17 protein-coding genes are annotated in these 18,337 nt (G+C 36.2%); 6 read left to right on the top strand and 11 right to left on the bottom strand.

Translation table 11 applies throughout. The features are described 5' to 3' along the window. Nucleotides 1–53: 53 nt before the first annotated feature. The 3 genes from ACZ5N5_RS10350 to ACZ5N5_RS10340 form a co-directional block, all read right to left on the bottom strand. Nucleotides 54–1,016, bottom strand: coding sequence for a bile acid:sodium symporter family protein (locus tag ACZ5N5_RS10350; RefSeq protein WP_054787271.1), 963 nt, complete (start codon nucleotides 1,014–1,016; stop codon nucleotides 54–56). A gap of 216 nt (nucleotides 1,017–1,232) precedes the next feature. Further along, nucleotides 1,233–2,828: an ABC transporter permease gene (locus tag ACZ5N5_RS10345; protein ID WP_464372438.1), complete on the bottom strand. Its 1,596-nt coding sequence runs from the start codon at nucleotides 2,826–2,828 to the stop codon at nucleotides 1,233–1,235. A 14-nt stretch (nucleotides 2,829–2,842) separates the two neighbouring features. Next, complete coding sequence (locus tag ACZ5N5_RS10340; RefSeq protein WP_464372437.1) at nucleotides 2,843–3,727, bottom strand: ABC transporter ATP-binding protein; 885 nt, start codon at nucleotides 3,725–3,727, stop codon at nucleotides 2,843–2,845. Between the two features lie 160 nt (nucleotides 3,728–3,887). Here ACZ5N5_RS10340 and ACZ5N5_RS10335 point away from each other — a divergent pair, with 160 nt between their 5' ends. Together ACZ5N5_RS10335 and ACZ5N5_RS10330 are read left to right on the top strand one after the other, a co-directional pair. Continuing rightward, a complete protein-coding gene (locus ACZ5N5_RS10335; protein ID WP_109985617.1) occupies nucleotides 3,888–4,472 on the top strand; it encodes a TetR/AcrR family transcriptional regulator in 585 nt (194 codons plus the stop codon). Between the two features lie 108 nt (nucleotides 4,473–4,580). Continuing rightward, complete coding sequence (locus ACZ5N5_RS10330; RefSeq protein ID WP_054787269.1) at nucleotides 4,581–6,305, top strand: ABC transporter ATP-binding protein; 1,725 nt, start codon at nucleotides 4,581–4,583, stop codon at nucleotides 6,303–6,305. 38 nt (nucleotides 6,306–6,343) lie between these two features. On the opposite strand, the gene ACZ5N5_RS10325 is transcribed toward ACZ5N5_RS10330, so the two are convergent. Continuing rightward, entirely contained in the window at nucleotides 6,344–7,195 is an 852-nt protein-coding gene (locus ACZ5N5_RS10325) for an aminoglycoside 6-adenylyltransferase (protein ID WP_277678240.1), read from the bottom strand. A 161-nt stretch (nucleotides 7,196–7,356) separates the two neighbouring features. Here ACZ5N5_RS10325 and ACZ5N5_RS10320 point away from each other — a divergent pair, with 161 nt between their 5' ends. After that, complete coding sequence (locus ACZ5N5_RS10320) at nucleotides 7,357–8,034, top strand: serine/threonine protein kinase (protein ID WP_464368307.1); 678 nt, start codon at nucleotides 7,357–7,359, stop codon at nucleotides 8,032–8,034. A 70-nt stretch (nucleotides 8,035–8,104) separates the two neighbouring features. Continuing rightward, the gene (locus ACZ5N5_RS10315; protein WP_054861218.1) at nucleotides 8,105–8,713 is read left to right on the top strand and encodes a transglutaminase-like domain-containing protein; all 609 of its coding nucleotides are present in this window, start codon (nucleotides 8,105–8,107) and stop codon (nucleotides 8,711–8,713) included. A 43-nt stretch (nucleotides 8,714–8,756) separates the two neighbouring features. Here the strand turns inward: ACZ5N5_RS10315 and ACZ5N5_RS10310 are convergent, their stop codons facing one another. The 6 genes from ACZ5N5_RS10310 to ACZ5N5_RS10285 all read right to left on the bottom strand — a co-directional run bounded on the left by ACZ5N5_RS10310 (nucleotide 8,757) and on the right by ACZ5N5_RS10285 (nucleotide 13,689). Continuing rightward, complete coding sequence (locus ACZ5N5_RS10310; protein ID WP_464372436.1) at nucleotides 8,757–9,608, bottom strand: DUF4097 family beta strand repeat-containing protein; 852 nt, start codon at nucleotides 9,606–9,608, stop codon at nucleotides 8,757–8,759. Continuing rightward, nucleotides 9,601–10,161 carry an HAAS signaling domain-containing protein gene (locus tag ACZ5N5_RS10305; RefSeq protein WP_054787267.1) on the bottom strand — a complete coding sequence of 187 codons (561 nt, stop codon included), beginning with the start codon at nucleotides 10,159–10,161 and terminating at the stop codon, nucleotides 9,601–9,603. The genes ACZ5N5_RS10310 and ACZ5N5_RS10305 overlap by 8 nt, the downstream gene beginning before the upstream one ends. Beyond that, the gene (locus ACZ5N5_RS10300) at nucleotides 10,154–10,477 is read right to left on the bottom strand and encodes a PadR family transcriptional regulator (RefSeq protein WP_054861195.1); all 324 of its coding nucleotides are present in this window, start codon (nucleotides 10,475–10,477) and stop codon (nucleotides 10,154–10,156) included. The genes ACZ5N5_RS10305 and ACZ5N5_RS10300 overlap by 8 nt, the downstream gene beginning before the upstream one ends. Before the next feature lie 255 nt (nucleotides 10,478–10,732). Continuing rightward, the gene (fabI, locus tag ACZ5N5_RS10295; RefSeq protein ID WP_054787373.1) at nucleotides 10,733–11,515 is read right to left on the bottom strand and encodes an enoyl-ACP reductase FabI; all 783 of its coding nucleotides are present in this window, start codon (nucleotides 11,513–11,515) and stop codon (nucleotides 10,733–10,735) included. 25 nt (nucleotides 11,516–11,540) lie between these two features. Further along, nucleotides 11,541–12,206 carry a P-II family nitrogen regulator gene (locus ACZ5N5_RS10290; RefSeq protein ID WP_054787266.1) on the bottom strand — a complete coding sequence of 222 codons (666 nt, stop codon included), beginning with the start codon at nucleotides 12,204–12,206 and terminating at the stop codon, nucleotides 11,541–11,543. A 1-nt stretch (nucleotide 12,207) separates the two neighbouring features. Next, nucleotides 12,208–13,689, bottom strand: coding sequence for a DUF1538 domain-containing protein (locus tag ACZ5N5_RS10285; RefSeq protein WP_464368309.1), 1,482 nt, complete (start codon nucleotides 13,687–13,689; stop codon nucleotides 12,208–12,210). 324 nt (nucleotides 13,690–14,013) lie between these two features. On the opposite strand from ACZ5N5_RS10285, the gene ACZ5N5_RS10280 reads away from it, so the two are divergent. After that, nucleotides 14,014–15,507: an extracellular solute-binding protein gene (locus ACZ5N5_RS10280; protein WP_054787265.1), complete on the top strand. Its 1,494-nt coding sequence runs from the start codon at nucleotides 14,014–14,016 to the stop codon at nucleotides 15,505–15,507. 220 nt (nucleotides 15,508–15,727) lie between these two features. Continuing rightward, nucleotides 15,728–17,059: a metallophosphoesterase family protein gene (locus ACZ5N5_RS10275; protein WP_464372435.1), complete on the top strand. Its 1,332-nt coding sequence runs from the start codon at nucleotides 15,728–15,730 to the stop codon at nucleotides 17,057–17,059. 494 nt (nucleotides 17,060–17,553) lie between these two features. Here ACZ5N5_RS10275 and ACZ5N5_RS10270 read toward each other — a convergent pair whose 3' ends face one another. Continuing rightward, on the bottom strand, nucleotides 17,554–18,294 hold the full coding sequence (locus ACZ5N5_RS10270; RefSeq protein WP_464372434.1) for a glycerophosphodiester phosphodiesterase: 741 nt from the start codon (nucleotides 18,292–18,294) through the stop codon (nucleotides 17,554–17,556). Nucleotides 18,295–18,337: the final 43 nt, after the last annotated feature.

The following is an 18,337-nucleotide window of genomic DNA, read 5'->3' as shown; positions in this document are numbered from 1 at the left end:
CTCTAACGAGAAAAAGACCAGATTCTCTTATGAGAACCTGATCTTTTTATATATTAGGCACTTTCACTCTTCTGCAGATTATTATCCTCTTTTTCTTGTAGTTTACGAAAAACAGTTGCTACAATCGGTCCAGAAATATTATGCCATACACTAAATATAGCACTAGGAACAGCAGATAGTGGATTAAAGTGTGCTGCTGCCAGCGTAGCCCCAAGACCAGAATTTTGCATCCCGACTTCTATTGATACAGCTTTTTGCTGTTTTGGATCCATTTTAGTAAGTTTTCCAAGCCCATAACCTAATAGATAGCCAAATGTATTATGAAGGACGACAATAAGAAATATTAATAAGCCCATTTTTGCAATTTGTTCTTGATTCACACTTACTACTGCTGCAACGATTGCTACGATACCAATAACTGATACTAATGGAATTGCCTTTACCCCTGCTTCTACTTTATCCTTCAACAATCCTTTAACAAGTAAGCCTAACAAGATCGGTACTAAAACAATCTGTACGATTGATACAAATAAGGAAGCGGCCGATACTTCTAGCCATTGGCTGGCAAAAAGAAAAATAAGTGCAGGTGTCAAAACCGGTGCCAGAATCGTAGAAACCGCAGTAATCGAAACCGACAATGCTGTATCTCCTTTGGATAAGTATGTCATCACATTGGATGAAGTACCACCTGGACAACATCCAACGAGAATCACTCCAATTGCGACCTCCTTTGATACAGGTAGAATGGTTACAAGCGCAAAGGCAATTAATGGCATGATTAGGAATTGTCCTACAACTCCTATTGCTACTTCCTTTGGTCGTTTAAATGCTTCTTTGAAATCACTAGTGGAGAGTGTGAGTCCCATACCGAACATAATAATTCCTAATAATGGCGTAATATATGCTGCTAACCATGTAAAGCCTGCTGGTACGAGAAATGATAAGATTGCAAATAGTACGACCCAAATCGCAAAGGTATTTCCAACAAAACTGCTAACTCTTTCTAATGCTTTCATTTTATTCCCCCTCTTATTATCATTTCAGAAATTATATCTTATTTTTTGAAAAATTCAAATATTATTTAATTAATCCTTTATGTATATCGACAAAAAAAGACTGGGACAAAAGAATAATTAAATAGAGAAAATCCAAACATTAATATTTCTGCACTGTAACCCAGTCAGAAAATTGTTCGGATTCCCCATTATCCCTATTTAATTATGTCCCAGCCACTAGCCGATAACATCTCTTTTTCGAAAACCAATAAATCCAGCAACGGTGCCTATTAGATTTAGACCGATTAGAACGATGATTGGTAACCAATCAAATGCCTCGACCGGGAGCTGTGGAATATGTGAATAGCTGGATAACTGTGCTAACCATTCCGGCAAATCTAACATTTCACCTAAATAAACCACGATGAAGGAGAAAACTAAATATCCCCAAATTATTGGGGTCCATTTAGGCAGAAACCCAAAGATACAGAGAGCGATTGTGAGTAAAAACCAGCTTGCTGGTAAATAAGCCATCCCTGCCTTCCAAAAGTTAATAAAAGGAATCGGCTCCTCCATGACAAAGCTAGAACTAATCCACAATCCATAAACAGCCAAAAATTGTGAGATAGTGGATAGAAGGATTCCGATTAAATAATAGACACCGACAATGTTCCATCTCGATACAGTACCTGTTAGGAGCATTCCCAAGCGTTCTTTCTTCTCTTCTCCTTTTATTTTGAGAAAGGTTATAAGGGCTGGAATCGTAGAGAATATAGCTAGTATTACCATTAGCATAGTAATAAATTGTTCGGTTAAGGAATAGTTCGCATTACTGCCAAGCATTTGCTTAATTGCTTCATTATTTTCAAAAAAGGCCTCTAGATCTCCAAACACTGATCCGTAAGATAGCCCTAATAGAAGCATCGCCACTAACCAAGCAATGATAGAGGTTCTCTGAATTCGAAGAGCTAATCCTATAGTTGAAAGAATCCACCCTGATGCCTTTTTTCTACCAGGCTTGGTAGCAATTAATCCTGCTCCAACATCTCTTCGATTATTCAATAAAAAGGCGACAGCGACAAGGATTAGATAAACCATGAACGTTATAAGAATTGGCCACCAATAGTTGTGCACAAATACTTCCACTCGAAGAAGGAGACCTAGTGGAGAGCTTAAGCTTAAAGCCTCATTTGATACGTCTCCAATAGCTCGAATAAAGTAAAACAAAAGTAAAAAGGTAAAAGAATAGCCTAGTGTTCCCCTTGCAGTCTGTGATAATTGGGCAAAAATTGCCGTAATCGCTGTAAAAATTAACCCACCACAAGCAAGCGTTATTCCATATAAGAACGATCCCTCTATTCCAATACCATCGATATTCATGGCCACAAGACCAAAAGCTATCAATAAACCGATGATAATATTATAGGAGGAAACAGTAATGAAGGAAGCCATTAATGGTGAAAGCCTTCCAACAGGTAAAGCTCTAATTAATTCTAGTTTACCATCCTCTTCTTCTGCTCTAGTTTGTTTACTAACCATTAGAATGCTCATCACAGCAAAGGCAATCATCGTAAATAAAAGCATTTCATGTGCCATCATCGCACCATTAGTATAATTACTTAAACCATATCCTGGTCCAACCATAGCTGTCATTGCAGGATTTTCCATCGTCTGTGCCATTGCAGCCCTTTCCTGCTCATTTTGATATAACCCACTAAAAGCACTGGCAGTAGCAACTGTAATCAGTACTAGAGAGACTCCCCAGATCATAAAACTAACTCTACTTTGTCTCCACTTCCATGCTAGTAGTTTCTGTAAGGAATGAAATCGCATATTCATCCTCCTTTCTATCCTTTTTGCTCATAATGACGCATAAACAAATCCTCTAAAGTTGGCGGCTTACTCTCGATTTTTATAATTCCATAGCTACTTAATTTAGTCATAGTTTCTGGCAGTTTATCTGTATCAACCTGGAATATATAATCACCATTTTCTTTCTGAAGCTCATGTATCCCTGACCATTCAAACAAATCCTTGATCGCACTATTTGTTGTTAGCTTCAAATTTGTTCTTGTTAAATAACTTAATTCCTCTAAAGTACCTGTTTCAATCATCTCACCCTGTCGAATAATCCCGACTCGGTCACATAGCTTTTCAACTTCAGAGAGAATATGACTAGAAAGCAAAACACTTTTTCCATTCTTCTTCACTTCTGCAACACATTGCTGAAATACTTGTTCCATTAATGGATCTAATCCAGAGGTTGGCTCATCTAGAATGAACAATTCTGCGTCCGATGCAAATGCAGCGATTAGAGCTACCTTTTGTCGATTCCCTTTTGAATAGGTCCCACATTTTTTCCTTGGGTCTAATTGAAATAAATCGATAAGCTTCTCTTTTTTCTTATAATCCACCTTACCTCTGAGCCTTAGAAATATATCAATCACTTCCCCACCAGTTAGGTTTTCCCATAAATGAACATCACCAGGTACATAGGCAATTCTATGATGGATCTGTACAGCCTCCTTCCATACATCCATTCCAAAGATCTTTGCACTTCCTGCACTAGCTTGGATGATCCCTAACAACACACGGATAGTCGTCGATTTCCCTGCCCCATTCGGTCCGATAAAACCGAAAACCTCTCCTTTATTAACTTGTAAATTAATCTTATTTAATGCTTGAAAGGAGCCAAACCTTTTTTCTACATTTTGAACCTGTACAACGGTCATCCTATCCCCTCCAATTTAATCAACCCAATAAAAGTTTTGAAATATTATACTTCATATATTTCATAATATTAGATTTCATTTGATTCTGCAACCTCTTTATGAAATATTTTACTTGTTTTATTTCAAAACTTTACATACAATATGAAGTGAGGTGAAGGAAATGGACGGATTTGAAAGAAGAAAACAAAAAAAACAAAACAACATTTTAAATACAGCTGTTTCTCTTTTTTTACAAAAAGGGATTAAAAGTGTGTCCATAGCAGAAATTGCGAATACGGCTAGCGTCTCTCAAGTGACCATTTATAATTATTTCGGAAGTAAAGATAAGCTACTAAAGCAAGCCATGATTTTTTATGTCGAAGAGTTATTTGGCGAGTATGTGGAAATACTCGATTCCGATCAACCATTCCCCGAGAAAATAAAGCAGTTCATTTTTCATAAAGCGGAATTATCGGAACAAATTCATGAAGAAGTTTACGAATACTTATTAAACGACTTGCATGGAGCACCGTCTTTTTTAGAGAAGATCTATCAAGAAAAATCAATTCCTTTCTTCCATCAATTAATTCAATTAGGGAAAAAGGATGGTTATATTAACGAGCAGATTTCCGAAGAGTCTATTATGATGCATATTCAAATGTATAAAAATTTCCTTCAACAGAAAAATATCGGTAATAAAATTCTTCCATATACAGAGGATATTATGAATCTTTTCTTCTACGGAATTATGGGCAAGGAAAAATGATTCGAGTTTTTTTGCAAAAACAAAAAATAATGAAACAATTTGCCAAACACTTCCGTATGTAACATAAGCGAAGTGTTTGTTATTTTATTGAAAAGGAGTAGGGTCATTTTGAAAAAAAAGCAAAATAAATTTCTATCACTTATTCTATCTACTAGAATTCCAAGATTAGCACTTGTGATTGGGTTAGTTGGAGGTTTATTCACGACATTAGTGGGGTTAACCATCCCACTTTTAACGCGTCAAATGGTCGATGGCTTTGATGCCAGCAATCTGAATATTACATTAATTGCTGTTATTGTAATCGTGTTCATCTTACAAGCAGTGCTTGATGGTGTGTCTACCTATTCCTTGGCCTATGTTGGTCAGAAAATAGTTGCGAGATTAAGAGAACAGATGTGGACAAAGTTTATTCGTTTACCCGTCTCCTACTTTGATAAAAATAAAAGTGGAGAATCAGTCAGCAGGGTTGTCAATGATACGAGTATTGTGAAAGATCTCATTACACAACACTTCCCTCAATTTATTACAGGGATTATTACAATCATTGGTGCGATTATCATCTTATTTATTATGGATTGGAAAATGACCTTACTCATGCTTATTTCTGTACCGATTGCGGTCACTGTTCTATTACCACTAGGAAAGAGAATGTCTAAGATTTCTAGGAATCTACAGGATGAAACGGCAAACTTCTCTGGTAGTATTCAGCAAACCTTAGGAGAAATACGCTTAATGAAGTCCTCTAATGCGGAAAAGGCAGAGCAAACGAAAGGCTTTAAAAACATTACAAAGCTTTTTAGTTTTGGTTTAAAAGAAGCCAAAATTTTTGCGTTAGTCGGGCCAACGATGTATTTGATTAATATGATTGTCATAGTGATGATCATCGGCTATGGAGGAATTCGAGTCGAGGAAGGAACGATGACAACAGGTTCTCTTGTTGCCTTCCTACTTTACCTTTTTCAAATCATTTATCCAATCACATCCTTTGCGATGTTCTTTACCCAATTACAAAAAGCACAGGGTGCCACGGAAAGAATAATGGAGATTCTCGATTTGAAATTAGAAGAGGATAAGGAAGGTATTGATCTAGATATTGCAAATAAAACAATATATTTTGATCATGTCACCTTTGGCTACGATAAATCAGAGATTGTTTTAAAAGATATATCATTTGAGGTTCATCCTGGAACAATGGTTGCTTTTGCTGGCCCGAGTGGTGGTGGTAAAACGACGATCTTCGGTTTAATGGAACAATTTTATCGACCATCATCAGGTATTATACGTATAGGAGATACACCTATTCAAAAGCTTTCCATGAAATCTTGGCGTGGTCAGATTGGTTATGTTTCTCAGGATAGCCCCATGATGGCAGGTACAATAAGAGAAAACCTTTGTTACGGGATGGAAGACATTTCAGAAATTGATGATCAACGTTTATGGCAGGTTGCTGAGATGGCTTATGCTGCTCAGTTTATTAAAGAATTTCCTAATGGGTTAGATACAGAAGTCGGAGAACGCGGAGTGAAGCTATCAGGTGGTCAACGCCAAAGAATTGCGATTGCTCGCGCTTTCTTACGCAATCCGAAAATCCTAATGATGGATGAAGCGACAGCAAGTCTTGATAGCCAGTCAGAAGGCATTGTTCAAAAAGCTTTAATGAAACTCATGGAGGGTAGAACGACCTTTGTTATTGCCCATCGCCTGTCTACTATTATAGATGCAGATAAAATCCTTTTTATCGAAAAAGGGCAAATTACAGGTGTTGGAACACACCAGCAATTAGTCGCAAATCATGCACTTTATAAGGAATTTGCCGAACAACAATTAACATAATGTTAGCCAGGTGCAACAAGTTGCGCCTGGCTAACCATTTAACTATCAAATTTTTGTAACTCAATTAGATATCCACTCATTTTCTCATCATAATCTGGATAATGATAACCAAAGTTTTTAGCCAATTCTATCGAAGTCTCCCTAAATAGTTGAATTGCGATATATAATGCATCCCAACAGGCAGTAATGCTATCTAGCTTATAAGTAGTAAGAATCCGATTCCATACATCCTTCGAAACATATTTATCTAGATATTTATGTGATTTGCCTACACTTAATTGGAAATTTGTTTCCACACCAACCTTCCATTCAAGCATTCGAAATAATTCTTTGCGAACAATTTTTTCAAAATGATCAGCTGCAAATAGAAATTCCTTACGACATAGTCCCTTCGCTACATAGGTTGTTACCCACCAAAATTCATTACAACAATCATCAAATTCTGCTGCACTCGGTTTTTTTACATGATAATCTCGATCATTAGGTATTGGCTTCTCTCTGATTCGATCGTCTTTATCCAACAATATTTTTGTTAAAGAATCATCCCCAAGATAGGCATCCAACTCTTCTAAAGGAATTAACATTAAATCAATGCGATTTCCGTCTTCGAATAACATTAGATAAGAGAACCAATTACCTAATGTTGCTGGATATAGGGTCATTGCTTCAGGTGTTTGTAGGATTAATCTTTTTCCAAAATAATCTATCCAGTCTTTATTTCTAATAAACGAGGACATATCCTTTACAATATAGACAATGTCATAATCTTGGAACAGGTCTTTTTTTACTCTGTCATTTGTTCTTGAACCATTCATACCGACTACCCTTACACGCTCATCCATTTCAGCAAAGTCCATAACTAGACTCATTATTTCTTGCTCTGATCGCAATATTTTCCCCCTCCTTTATGCGGTATATTCTATAATTCTATAATACATCAAGTGAGACTTCCATCTCCAAATGAAATAATACTATTTTTGAGATGTTTGGGTTATACTTGATAACAATGGAGAGGGAACAGTTCTTTTCAACACGAAGGGAGCATGCATTGATGCCAAACGATTGGTTGGAAGCAGATCCTTATTTGTCAACAATAAAAGTTATTTCAAATTCTGATAACGAGCCTGTAACGATTGAAGGCAATTCTGATGTATTGAAGTGTATCGGAATCGGAACAGATGCTGCTGTATTTCAATATATACATTTACCTCAATATGCTTATAAACTATACTCTGAGGAAAGGAAAGAAAAAATAAAACAAGAAGCTGAGATTTATCATCGACTCGGTACCTCTTCTTATTTCTCGACATGCTATGGTTATCATAAAAATTACCTTGTTTTGCAATATGAAGAAGGAATAACGCTTTACGACTGTCTGCTTAGAGGGATATACATTCCAAAACAGGTTGTACAGGATGTAGATAATGCAAGAGAATATGCTCGCCAGAAAGGAATGAACCCTAGAGATATCCATCTAAGAAATATTCTTTTACAAAATGGCAGGGCCAAGGTAATTGATGTTTCTGAATATTTAAACACTGGTAATGACTATCGATGGGAACATTTACGAAAGGGGTATGATGAATATTATCACCTCATTGCAGGTAAATCTATCCCTATTTTTATATTGGAATCAATTAGAAAATGGTACAGCCAAAGAAGGATCGGAGAAAACCAAATCGACGATTTTATGCAGAATATCTCGAAACTTATTAATTTTTGGAAATGAATTTGGATCCATACCATTGTATAAAAATAATTTTTATTGTATTATTATACAAAAGGTAGGAGGACTAAGTATGTTACCCGAATCAAGTTATCTTCCAGATTACTTAGAAGAATCCGATATTATAGATTTTTCTAATCCATTAATTGAAAGGAAATGTAATCATCTATTCGATCGGCCATCTTCATCTTCGGAATTGAAAAAGGTTAAAATAGCATTCGAATTTGTCCGAGATGAGATCCCACATTCTTGGGATATCCAAGGATCTGTGGTAACTTGCAGTGCCTCAGAAGTGCTAAAACATCAACAAGGAATCTGTTATGCTAAGTCCCATCTTCTAGCTGCAATATTAAGAAGGGTGGGTATTCCAACAGGCTTCTGCTACCAAAAACTTATGCTCTTTGATACACCTGACAAAGGTTATGCTATTCACGCATTAAATGGTATTTATCTTCATTCACTCGAAAAATGGATCAGATTAGATGCAAGAGGGAACAAGCCAGGTGTTAAAGCTGAATTTTCTTTAACTGAGGAAAAATTAGCCTTTCCGATACAAGAGCAATATGGTGAAAGGGATTATCAAACAATCTTTACGAAACCAAACCAAAAAACTATTACTACCTTAAAAGATAATTCAAATGTCATCGAAATGTACAAAAATAAATTACCAGATGAGTTATAAAGAAATCATTGAAAGGGAGCCAACTTAATTGCTCCCTTAATTTTTATTTTGTCACCTTAATACTTCCATTATAGGTCTTTAATTTTACTAGATTATCACCATCACCAATAATGTTGGAAAAATTAGTGTCATCCAAAATGGTAATCTTCCCATTGTGAACACTTGTATCAAACCTAACATTAGTTGGCTCTTTTTCCGTCTGAATATTTATTTTCCCGTTGTGTGTTTCAAGATCAATTGGACGATCTAAATTGCTTGTTACAAGAGAAATCGAGCCATTATTTGTTCTTCCCTTCAAATCGCCTATTATATCACTCATCTCTATCTCCCCATTTTTAGTACTCACCTGAATATAATCGGAAATAATATCCTCAAGATGAATGCTCCCATTGTTTGTACTAATCATAGAAGTTACAGTTTGTAAATGGTTCATATCAATCTCTCCATTATTTGTATCCACTTCTAAATCAGTAGTACGGACTTCTTCCATCTCAAGCTCTCCATTGTTAACTTTTATTGTTATTGCTTGATAGTCTTTCTCTGGTATAAATAATTTAAGCTTCTGTTTCCAATTATGAAAATGAAAGCTAAAAAATGAACGCTCTTTATCTTCTATCTGAATTTCTGCAGTGTCATCCTTTTCATCAACCGTAAACGTACTATTGGTTATTCCTTCCCTTGTAAGTTCAGCCTTTATAGTTGTGCCAGACGTAGGGATAACCTCCACTCTTTGATTATCCACCTTCATCTTAATATTTTCGATATTTTCAGCATTTATTTCTTTTGTTTCCACACTAGATGACTGTGCATACATGCGGTACGAGAAAATAGTTCCTAGTCCACCAACAATAATACAAATAAATGCTCCTAGTAATACCTTTTTTAATTTAGTCATGCTTCAACCCTCCCTTTACCATACGAACATTAAACTTCAGATATTGAATAAATCCTTTCTGTGACCAGTAGGTAACGTAATACATGCCAATAATTAATAAAAGACCAACACCCGTTAGAGCAATAGATGAAAACAAATCAAGATAATTAAATTGTCCAGGGAAAATGATTATATTTATAAGAAACAAAAGTGGCGATATCGTAAATGCTCCTCCGGCAACCCACCCACTTAAAATAATCGCTGCTATCGCAATTAAAGGACCTGCAACAATAACCAGATTAAAAAATCCTAAACCAATTACAGCCCATATGGCACTAAAAATATTTTTAGTCGATGAAGTTGTTTCTATTTTCTCTAAATAGTAATTAGCTAGAATTTCTTTTGCAATTTGGTTTGGTGATCCTAATGCTGAAACGATCTCCTTCTCTGATTTATTTTCTGTTTTTCCTATTTCAAAATGTTCCTGAAAGTCTTGTATAATATCTTTCCGTTCTTCATACGGTAGTCTGTTTAAAGACTTATCTAGCTTATTCAGAAATTCATTTTTATTCATGCTTGACACCTTCCTTTATAATCTGATTTACACCGTTTGTGAAATGTTGCCATTCTTCCATAAGTTCATGTAAATGCTCCCGCCCTTTATTTGTCAATTGATAATATTTACGTGATGGGCCTTCGGTTGATTCCTGTAAATAGGTTGTGAAATATTGCTCCTTCTTTAAACGCCTTAATAATGGATACACGGAACCTTCAGAGATAGCTATTTGATCCGAAATTTTTTGGACTAATTCATAGCCATATCTATCCTGTTTATCCAGTAAAGCGAGTACACATAGTTCTAGGGCACCCTTTTTAAATTGTATATTCATTGTTATCACCTACACTTATATTCACTACTGTTTAATAAACAGTACCTGAATAAAAATAATACTTATAATTATATAATACCACTCACTATTGTTTAATGCAAGGTACTGTTTATAATATTTATTTGATGAATATTTTAGATATAGCGATAAACAAAACAGATTTTGTAAAATGCAAAACCCGGACTTTACCTCAAGTTAATGAGATAAAGTCCGGGTTACTACTGAGAACAAAGACCTCAATCCAGCCTTATTCTATTATATACCTAATATATTATACCCTGAATCAACATAAACGATCTCACCAGTCACCCCACGAGACAAATGGCTCATCATGGCGAGTGTCATGTCACCGACTTCTTCTTTTGTAACATTTCGTTTTAATGGAGCATTTTCTTCAATTTTGTTCAATACTTCATTAAACGATGGGACACCCTTTGCCGCAAGTGTCCGAATGGCACCAGCGGAAATTGCATTGACTCGGATATTATCTTCTCCAAGGTCTGCAGCTAAATATTTTACTGATGCCTCTAATGTAGCTTTTGCAACTCCCATAACATTATAGCCACGAACAACACGCTCTGCTCCATAGTAACTCATCGCAATGATGGAGCCACCCTCTGTCATATATGGTCTTGCAGCCCTAGCAACAGCTACAAGCGAGTATGCACTTGTATCTTGCGCAAAAGCAAATCCATCACGTGAGGTATTAACAAAATCATCATTAAGATCTTCAGAGTGCGCAAAAGCAATGGAATGAACAATACCATGTATAACCTTCACGTCTTCCCCAATTTCAGAAAAGGCATGTGCAATACTTTCATCATTATTCACATCACATTGAATGACTGCCTTTGCTTCTACTTCATTTGTGTCCAACAGTTTATTTAATTTCTTTAATGAACGCTCTTTACGATAAGTAAAGAAAAGGTTGGCTCCCGCTTTACTCAAAGATTCGGCCACTCCCCATGCAATACTTCGCTCATTAGCAACTCCCATAATTACAATGTTTTTGTCTTTTAGTTGTAGTAAATCTTCCATGTTGTCCTCCTGATACCCTATTTTTCTATTTGTATATACCATAAGTTGCATTTACATCCTGTACAAAGATAATTCCATTTCCAGGTTCGTCTATTTTTAAATCTTTTCTAATTTTATCGACAATCCCATTTGTTGCTTTTTCCTCCGATAAAATCATCACTATTTCTTTTTCAGGTTCAATGTTCATCGCAAATAATTTACTTGTCTCATGAATTCCTGATCCTCTTGCATTAATAATTGTACCACCCTTAGAACCAGCAGACTCCGCTACACTAATGACATCCTCTGCTACTCCTTTATCCACGATAACCATAATGTTTTGAAACATGGACTTTCTGTCACCTCTTTCTTCTGTACCATTGATTTGACAGCTTCTAGTTCCGAGCAAAGTCGTGATTAAAGTAGTAAAAGCTATACCATGATTTGGTTTATCAAACTCAAATACTTTGTTCAAATGCTTTAATACTATTTCAGAAATATGTTTATTCGAAATCATTAGAACTACTTCTTTTCGAACATCCGATATAGCTAATAGGTTCAATATTTTATGATGAATGGTACCTTTTCCAAGCACAATTGTTCCACCTGATACGCCACATTTTTTGGCCTCTTTGATCACTTTGCTTCCTAAACCATACTTCACAATGACATACATTAATTCGAAGTGAGGTGTGGTGCTTTCATTCATCATATTAGGATAAACCTCCCTTTCTAGACTTAGCCTTAAAAATGAGCCCTAGAATCTGTAGCGTAATTAATGGAGTCAATGCTACCATAGCTATCATACCAAATCCATCAACAATAACATCCGCCCCTTCCACAGCATCAGCAACCCCTTGTGTAAAGGCTAGAATAAAAGTTGCTGTCATTGGCCCTGAAGCAACCCCACCAGAATCAAAGGCTATCCCAACGAATAATTTTGGTGTAAGATAAGTCAAAATAATGGCGAGTAAGTATCCAGGTAATAAATAATGCCAGAGCTGTAGTTCTGGGATCAATATTCTTAACATCGATAAAGCAATGGCAATACCAACACCAATTGCTAAAGTGATTAATACAACTTTTCTGTTTACATAACCACTAGTAACATCTTCTATTTGATTTGTTAAAACATATACAGCTGGCTCTGCTAAAATCGTAACAATACCAAGAATAAGGCCTATGACCACAATATAAACCTTATTGTCCAATAAGGCAATACTATATCCTAATTCCATACCTAAATCCATAAATCCTGCATTTACACCAACTAAAAATAAAACTAATCCAATAAATGTAAAAACAAGACCTTTGATCACCTTTCGAAAACTCTTTCTTGATAATTTGAATGAAATTTTTTGAAATACTAAAAATATGACTATAATAGGCAGCAAAGCAATTAATACCTCTTGTGCTATATGACCAAATTCCGTTAAAAACGGTCCAATGATCGAGTTCGAAATCGTATGATCCTGTTCTGTACTACCTTTTAATTCTTCTGCACCAGAAAAAATACTCATCAGCATAACAGTAATAATCGCGCCAATCGAGGCGATAGCCACAAGCCCAAAGCTATCTTTTTCTGACGCCTTACTATCCTTCTTCAGTACAGATATCCCTAAAGAAAGTGCTAAGATAAACGGCACAGTCAAGGCACCCGTTGTAGCACCAGAAGCATCGAATGAGATTGCTAAAAATTCTCTAGAAGCAAATAAAGCAATAATAAATACTAATCCATAAAGAATCGTTAAAAGCTTATATAAGGGGAAGCTATAAACAATTCGTACAAGTCCAGTTGCTAATAACACTGCAATCCCGAGGGACACAACAACCACGATAATGAATTTTGAAATCACTCCTGATGTTACCGTCTCTACTTGGCCAGCCAAAATGTGTAGATCAGGCTCTGCTATGGAAATAAAAAATCCTAAAAAGATTCCAGCACCAATAACAATCCATAATTTATTCGATTTAGCAACCGTTTTCCCCATTAATGTACCTATAGGTGTAATACCAATATCAACCCCAAATAAAAAAATGGAAAGACCAATAATAATAAATACAGCGCCAATCAGAAAACGGATTATAAGAGAAATATCAAGAGAAGTTAAAGTGAAGTTCAATATGAGTACAATCACAGTTATCGGTAAAACAGATAAGATAACTTCAGAGAATTTTGACCATAATACGCCCAAGCTCTACACATTCCTCTCTTCGTTTGAATTATTTATGTACGTAGGTTGATGATTTACCGAGGAAACTAGGAATAAATTTTTATTCGTGGAAATATTCTTTACTATTATAGCATAGTCATGGAATTACTAACAAAGCATTAACTCTTCCTAAAAAAGAGGCTTGTTTTTTGCTTTACAGCAGTGTATCATTTAATAACAACGTTTTCATTCTATTAGAAAGGGGGCATGATACGAAAAAATGGTTTATTTTCTTTCACAGGTCGATCGCGCAATTCTGACTTGTGATGTATTCTCTTAAAATAGTTATAAAGGGGCGGAGAAATATTGAAAAATTGGTCAAAAGTACTTATCCCATGTTACCTTGTTTTAATCGGATTTTTGTTATTAGGTTGCAGCAATAATGAAAGCGCTTCAAATAATAAGGGTGGAAATAGTGACTCTGGACCACAAGAAATTTCAATCATGTTAAATCTGCACGTTCCGGAAGTACCTGACAAACGTTTGGAAGAATTAATAGAAAAAGAAACGAATACCCAGCTAGATATTAGATGGGTACCAGATAACAATTATGCAGAAAATTTAAATACTGCTATTGCTACAAATAACCTTCCTGATGTCTTTTTATTAAAAGATGTGACATTAGACCAGCAAAAAGCTGCTATCCGTGACGATCAATATTGGGAAATTGGGCCATATTTAGATGATTATCCGAATTTATCAAAGTTGAATAAAGATATCCTTAAAAACACAGCCGTAGATGGTAAAATCTATACTTTGTATGCTGGCAGACCATTATCCCGCCAAGGATTAATCTATCGTAAGGATTGGGCCGATAATCTAGGGCTTGGTACTCCAACCAATTTGGAGGAATTATATGAAATGATGAGAGCATTTACAGAGGATGATCCTGACGGAAATGGAAAGGACGACACAATCGGGTTAACAGACCGTGAGATATTAGGTACCTTTGAAAATTTTGCTACATGGCATGGTGCTCCAAATAATTGGGGAGAAAAGGATGGGCAGTTATTACCACAATTTATGTTCCCTGAATATAGAGAAGCAATGGACTATTTTAAAAGTTTATTTGATAATGGTTATATAAATAAAGATGCACCAGTAACAAGTAAAACAGATCAACAAGAACTACTAAAGAATGGAACTGCTGGTGTGTATATTGGAACAATGGGTGATGTGGAAAGCATGTATCAAGATGCCCTTGCAATCAATCCAGATGTAGTTTTAGATGTTCACAACTATATTGAAGGGCCAGATGGTGAATATCGAACAAGATCAATTCCTGGCTATGGCAGTATGCTGATCTTTCCTAAAGCAGCAGTTGAAACAGAAGAAGAGCTCAAAGGCATTTTATCCTTCTTCGATTATCTCATGACACCTGAAGGGGCAAATCTCTTATTATGGGGAGTGGAAGGCGAGCATTATGAGGTTGTCGATGGAAAAGGAAAAGTAATTGAAGAAAATAGAGATACGTTTAATCGACAAATATTACCATATACTTCATTAGAAATTGGTGAACCAGATACCAATGGCCGTTATATTGGTTATTTTGAATATGAACCACGTGCAAAGGCTGAAGAATTATATAAAGATAACAATGATTATTTAGTGCATGACCCAACCGCGGCACTAGAATCTGCGACCTGGGCATCCAAATCAGAAACCTTAACACAAATAATAACAGATGCGACTTATCAATATTTCTTGGGCCAAATTGATAATGAGGGATTTGATCAGGCAATCGAAGAATGGAAAGAAGCAGGAGGCGCACAAGTAATAGAAGAATACAATGAGCAATAGCATCAACAAAATTAAAAGTTTCACTTCCATCAGTGGGGTTTTCTTATCCCCACTGATGATTGCACATAACGACTTATGACTCCCTTAATTTTTTCCTCAATCTGTCTTCTTTTAAATGAAGTAGCCGATGCTTAACTCAATTTTTACGAGCTATTCATGCGGGCTTAAAACTCTTCCATTATACTAGTGACCAATACTAAAAATTGGAGGGAACATATGCATGAATCGATTTAGCCTAAAAACGAAAATAGTCTGTTTTACGGTTTCTTTACTGGTCTTTGTTGTTTTTCAATTTCCTCTCACGGCTTTTTCTGCTCAAGAAACAGATCAGCAAAATATGAACAAAGGACAAAGGCCAGAGGTCATTTTCCCTGTCATCAGCGATGTACATATAGAAAAAAACGGGATGGAGGACCTACCAAAGTTTGAAACCGCTCTGAATCAACTTAATGAACATGCCCCCCATCAAGATGCCTTTGTAGTTGTAGGGGACTTAACTGATTACGGATTAAAGGAGGAATATGAACGTTTTTTTTCGATTTATAATGAGAAAAAAAATCCTCAAGCCGTTTCCCTCTTCACAATTGGGAACCATGATTATTGGAACGGACTCTCAATAGAAGATGCCCAAAAGCGATTTCTCGACGAAACTGGAATGGGTGCGATATATGGGCACAAAGTCATCAAAGATTATCACTTCATATGGCTGGGCCCGGAAAACGGGGTCACGGAAGGTTATTACTCCAAAGAACAGATTCAGTGGCTAGACAAACAATTGAACGAAGCAGAAAAGGACGATCCAAGAAAACCAATTTTTGTCTTCCTGCATCAGCCCCTCACAGAAACTGTCTTTGGAAGTGAATGGGGAACTGTTACTAACCGGGATCTTCTCTATAACACTTTGAAAAAATACCCACAAAGCATAAATTTTTCTGGTCATACCCATTACCCTTTGGATGATCCTAGAACAATCCACCAAGAAAACTTTACGTCTGTCGGTACTTCCTCGGTTAAATATATGTGGACAGAAGCCGGTTACTTGCAAGGGGAATTACCTCCTGGTCATGAAACGATCAGCCAGGGGCTCATCGTGGAAGCGTACAAAAACAAAGTTGTGATAAAGCGGCGTGATTTTCATAATGATGCATGGGTGGGTGAAGATTGGGTTATCAAGCGTCCTTTCAAGCCTCAAACATTTAAATACACTGAAACGAGAGATCATAAAGCCCCTTATTTTACAAAAGATGCCGAAATTTCCGCTGTGAAAAATCCAGCTTCCTCAGACCGGGTTGTAATTAAGTTCACACAAGCAAACGACAATCTGTTGGTACATTCTTATAAGGTGGTCGCTAGAGAAAAAGATACCGGTCAGGTTGCTCTAGAGTACGAGGCTTTCTCGGAATATTATAGGAATCCGGTACCTGATCCTCTATTACTGCCGGTTCAAGGCCTTAAACCGGACACAGGCTATACAATAGAGGTAACAGCAATCGATGCATTTGAGAATGAGAGTCAAAGTAATTTAACTCTTGATGTTAAAACAAAACCCTAGTAACAAGCGTTTATCAATAATACACCACTGGATGAATCAAATTAGACAGGAACAATAAAGCTGGGACATAACTAAATAGGAAGAAGGAAAATCCGAACAACCTTCTGACTGAGCGTAGTCAAAATACGGAGACTCCTGTGGGAACAGCACGAGCTGAAGATCCACTTTGCAAAGTGGTTTCCTTTGCAAAGTTAGCTGAGGCCGTGCCCACGGAAAGCGAAGTATTTTGACGGAGCGGTTACAGTGCACAAATATTAACGTTCGGATTATTCCTGCTTTACTACTCTTTTGTCCCAGCCCCTCTACATTAAATAAAAAAAGTGCAGAGGAACTGGATGAAAGGATACTTCGTGGACAAAATCAAAAGGAAAGGAAGAATCAACATTTTTATCCTAACTTTGATCTTCTAAAACCTTGAGGTAGAAGACTTACGAACGGTTTTAGCTGTAATAAAAAATTGCCCCATGAGTGTTGTGCCCATAGGAGCAATTTTCTTATTTAATCCTTACATTTACTGCTCTTTGTGGATAATCTGTAATAATTGAATTCACTCCTAAATCTATCAATTTTTTCATCTCGTCTTCTTCATTCACAGTCCAAACACGAACATACTCACTCACTGTATGAAATGGATTATATAAGCTAGAAAGAATCAAATCCTTTTCTACATGTAATGCCTCTAGTTCGAATGTCTCGATATAGTCTTTTGGATTAGAAATAGGAGCATGTAGTAACCAAGCAATATTAACGCTTGGATCTGTATTTTTTAATCTTACTAAGCTTGGTAAGTGAAACGAGGAGTAAACGATTTTAGCATCGCTATTCCAACGATTCACAATAGATAGGAGTTTTTCCTCTAAGCCAGAATAGGTGATAATAGAAGTTTTCAGTTCAATATTCAGTTCAATATTTTTGCCAGTTATAAGCTGTAGAACTTCCTCCAATGTTGGCACTTTTTCGTTATCCCAACTAATATGGTAATTTTCGAAATGGTCAAATTTGCTTCCCGCACTTACCGTTTTAATATAACCTAGCTCCAAATCTTTAATGTATCCTGAACCATCTGTCGTGCGATCTAACGTTTCATCATGGATCACAACAATTTCTCCATCTCTTGTCATATGAACATCTAATTCTAGGCCTTCTACCTCATCATTCAATGCTTTTTGAAAGCTTAATAGCGTATTCTCTGGGTATTCCCCTTTACTACCACGATGACCATAGATTTTTGTCATCTCTTTCCCCTCCTGATAGAAAAATCCATCAAAGCGAAATAAT

It is taken from the genome of Gracilibacillus sp. JCM 18966 (genome assembly GCF_055392695.1).
The sequence above is the reverse complement of the archived record's forward strand: the minus strand, read 5'-3'. Positions and strand labels throughout refer to the sequence as shown.